This is a genomic window from Psychrobacter sp., assembly GCF_030457785.1.
Lineage (GTDB): Bacteria > Pseudomonadota > Gammaproteobacteria > Pseudomonadales > Moraxellaceae > Psychrobacter.
The window spans coordinates 1-3,388 of sequence record NZ_JAKDUI010000251.1; the positions used below are offsets into that span (position 1 = coordinate 1).

Sequence of the window (3,388 nt, forward strand, 5' to 3'; positions counted from 1 at the left end):
AGATAAATGGTTATAATATGTCAGTATTTGAGATATTTTTCTTTTGGATTATTTTACGTCCACAGCGTTATTTTTTTAAACCGTTAAAAGCTATGTAATTATGATTTGTGAATTTTCTGTAAAAACCTTTGATGAGCTCACCAGCGTTGACCTCTACCACATCTTAAAAGCACGATCTCAGGTATTCGTCGTCGAGCAGGATTGTGCTTACCAAGACATGGATGAAGTAGACTTCGATTGTTTGCACTTGATTGCTCATCAAAATGAAGCGTTGGTCGGGTACTGTCGTATCATCGCCCCTGAGTTCAACCTCAAAAGATCGCTAGAAAATCCTGCGCATTCAATGCCTGCCATCGGTAGAGTGTTGGTATTAGAGGAACATCGAGGCAATGGGATAGCACGACAACTTATGATGCATGCTATCAAGCATTGCAAGAAAAAGTACGGCAAAAAACCTATCGTTATCTCAGCGCAAGCTTATTTACTCGGGTTTTATGAGTCACTGGGGTTTATCGCTGAAGGTGAGCGTTATCTCGAAGACGATATCGAACATATCACCATGGTCTTACCTGAACTAAAAAAGGTAAAAATAAAAAAGCAAAAACAGCAAAAGGAAAGGTCCGGCCTAGCCGCCAAGTTATTCACTTTTATCATGTTGATTCTGAGTCTTATGTTTTTAGCAGGATTGATTTATCTCATGACTTAACTGGTTATTTTCTTGGTGAAACCCATAAAAAGGCTTTACATGACTTAACTTTAGTTTGCTGGTTGCTCCCCTGCTGGGTATGTTATTTTTGAATGAGGCTTCGAAGAACAGATAGGTTATTTACTTATTTGTAGGCTACTCATTCAACCGACTCAAGGAAGTGACGATGACCACTACTTCTAATACTCAAAATGCCACAGTAGAAAGTAATATTCGTCCAGATTACGACGACGAAATTCAAAAAATTGCCGACTACGTTGTCGATTATTCTATCGATGACGACTCCCCTAATAGTACTGATGCTTGGAAGACCGCACGCCACTGTCTAATGGATACGCTTGGCTGCGGCTTGCTGGCTTTGCGTTTTCCAGAGTGCACCAAACACTTGGGACCTGATTGCGTTGAACAAATAACACCGCATGGTGCGCGCGTCCCTGGCACCTCACACAGGCTAGATCCCATTAAGGCAGCGTTTGATATAGGCTGCATGGTACGCTGGCTGGATTATAACGATACTTGGCTCGCGGCCGAATGGGGCCACCCTTCAGACAATTTGGGCGGTATCTTAGCGGTGGCAGACTATATCAGTCAGCAGAACATCAGCCAAGATAAGGCGCCATTGACGATGAATGATGTACTGGAAGCCATGATTATGGCGCACGAGATACAAGGGGTGTTAGCGCTTGAAAACTCATTCAATCGTGTGGGTCTCGACCATGTATTTCTGGTAAAGGTGGCTTCTACAGCGGTGGTAGCCAAACTATATAAGTTACCACACGAACGCATCATGGCAGCTCTTTCGCAAGCGTTTGTCGACGGGCAAGCATTGCGTACTTATCGTCACGCTCCCAATGCCGGTAGTAGAAAATCATGGGCAGCTGGAGACGCGACCAGTCGTGCCGTCCGTTTGGTAGATATTACTCGCCGAGGTGAAATGGGAATACCCGGTGCCTTAACGGCGCCGCAGTGGGGCTTCTACGACGTGTTATTTAGTCATACCAACAAAGATCTAGCGATAAAACCTGAAGATGAGCGTTGTTTCGCTTTTCAGCGTGACTTCGGTAGTTACGTAATGGAAAACATCTTATTTAAGCTTAGCTTCCCTGCTGAGTTCCATGCACAGACTGCTTGTGAGGCGGCAGTGACCCTGCATCCACAAACCAAAGATCGAATTGATGAGATCGATAAAATAGTACTCACCACTCATGATTCTGCTATTCGCATCATCTCTAAAGAAGGCGAATTAGCCAATCCAGCAGATCGCGATCATTGCTTACAGTATATGGTTGCCGTTCCTTTGCTTACTGGTAATTTAATAGCGGAAAATTATGAAAATCAATACCACGAAGCGCATCAAAAAACGATTGATGGTTTGAGAAGAAAAATGGTGGTAGAAGAAGATGAGGACTACTCAAAAGACTACCATGACCCAAGTAAACGCTCTATCGCCAATGCTATTCAAGTGTTCTTCAAAGACGGCAGCAGTACGGAAAAGGTCGCTGTAGAGTACCCTATCGGGCATAAGCGCCGCCGTGAAGAAGGTATTCCTGTATTAGAAGAGAAGTTCCGTGATAGTTTAGCGACTCGTTTTATAGAAAGTCGTTGTGATGAAATATTTGAGCTATGCGACGATCAGTCGCAGTTAGAACAAACGCCAGTCAATGAGTTTATGGATTTATTCATGGTCAATTAACACAAGAAGTTTTTATCGTTTAAAGGTTGTGGCGTTTTATTCTTACCATCCCCATATGGTTTGATGCCTACCAAGGTATTGACTTACCTGCCCAGTCGACAAAACTACCCGACTGGGCAGCGGTCATAGTACCCAGTACTTCTAATAGACGTTTTGAGCTATAGTCAGGCGTGAATAGCTTTCCGTCTGCGACGTTGCCCTGAAAAGGAGCGGACAACTGCGTGTTTACCGTCCCTGGTTGCATCACGACCACACAGATATTTTTTAATGCACGGCCCCATTCGATGCTCAAGTTTTTCATGCCCATGTTCAACGCCGCCTTACTCATTCTGTAGCTATACCAACCACCTAACTGGTTATCGCTGATGCTGCCTACACGGGCGGATATGGTTGCATATATCGCAGGGTTGTCTACGCTACGTGTGGCTTTAGCGAGTAACGGTTTGACGTGCTTGGCAATGAGCAAACTTGCTAAGGCATTCACCTGCATGCTCTGTAAAAACATCTCTGTTTCTAGTTGTCGAAGTGATTTTTCAGGTTGCATTTGTTCATTATGCAGCAATCCCACACAGTTAATCACCCAATCTATATGCGTGCTATGTTGTTCGATTTCCGCTGCCATTTTCTGAATGCTATTTTCACTACTGACATCGACGGATAGCCAATGTAGATTATCTGCTGCTAAGATATTTTTTGTTGAAGCAGGATCACGGCGATGATAAGTCGCAAATACCTTGATACTGTCTATCGTGTCGTTGTTGTTTAGATTGCTTTCATTGTCATTGTCACTGCTATTGCTATTTGCTTGCAAGAGCTGTTGAATGATAGCTTGCCCGATACCGCCAGTGCCGCCGATGATTAGATAGTTTTTTTGAGCCATAAAGCCACTCCCTTTTAGTTTCCTTTTAATTTTTAATATTGAAACATTAACAAAAGAACAGAAATAATCATGATTATACGTACACTATCATTAATATATTGAGTAAAAT

At 43.2% G+C, this 3,388-nt stretch carries 3 protein-coding genes; 2 read left to right on the forward strand and 1 reads right to left on the reverse strand.

Going from position 1 to position 3,388, the window contains the following annotated elements:
- Window positions 1-100 precede the first annotated feature (100 nt).
- Complete coding sequence (locus L0J61_RS10125; protein ID WP_301466322.1) at window positions 101-706, forward strand: GNAT family N-acetyltransferase; 606 nt, start codon at window positions 101-103, stop codon at window positions 704-706.
- Window positions 707-872: 166 nt separating this feature from the next.
- Entirely contained in the window at window positions 873-2,399 is a 1,527-nt protein-coding gene (locus L0J61_RS10130; RefSeq protein ID WP_301466323.1) for a bifunctional 2-methylcitrate dehydratase/aconitate hydratase, read from the forward strand.
- A 67-nt stretch (window positions 2,400-2,466) separates the two neighbouring features.
- On the opposite strand, the gene L0J61_RS10135 is transcribed toward L0J61_RS10130, so the two are convergent.
- The gene (locus L0J61_RS10135) at window positions 2,467-3,279 is read right to left on the reverse strand and encodes an SDR family oxidoreductase (RefSeq protein WP_301466324.1); all 813 of its coding nucleotides are present in this window, start codon (window positions 3,277-3,279) and stop codon (window positions 2,467-2,469) included.
- Between the last annotated feature and the right edge of the window lie 109 nt (window positions 3,280-3,388).

Bases quoted from the DNA above. Each gene is read 5' to 3' on its own strand.
- L0J61_RS10125 (WP_301466322.1), top strand. From the start codon at position 101: ATGATTTGTGAATTTTCTGTAAAAACCTTTGATGAGCTCACCAGCGTT.
- L0J61_RS10130 (WP_301466323.1), top strand. From the start codon at position 873: ATGACCACTACTTCTAATACTCAAAATGCCACAGTAGAAAGTAATATT.
- L0J61_RS10135 (WP_301466324.1), bottom strand. From the start codon at position 3,279: ATGGCTCAAAAAAACTATCTAATCATCGGCGGCACTGGCGGTATCGGG.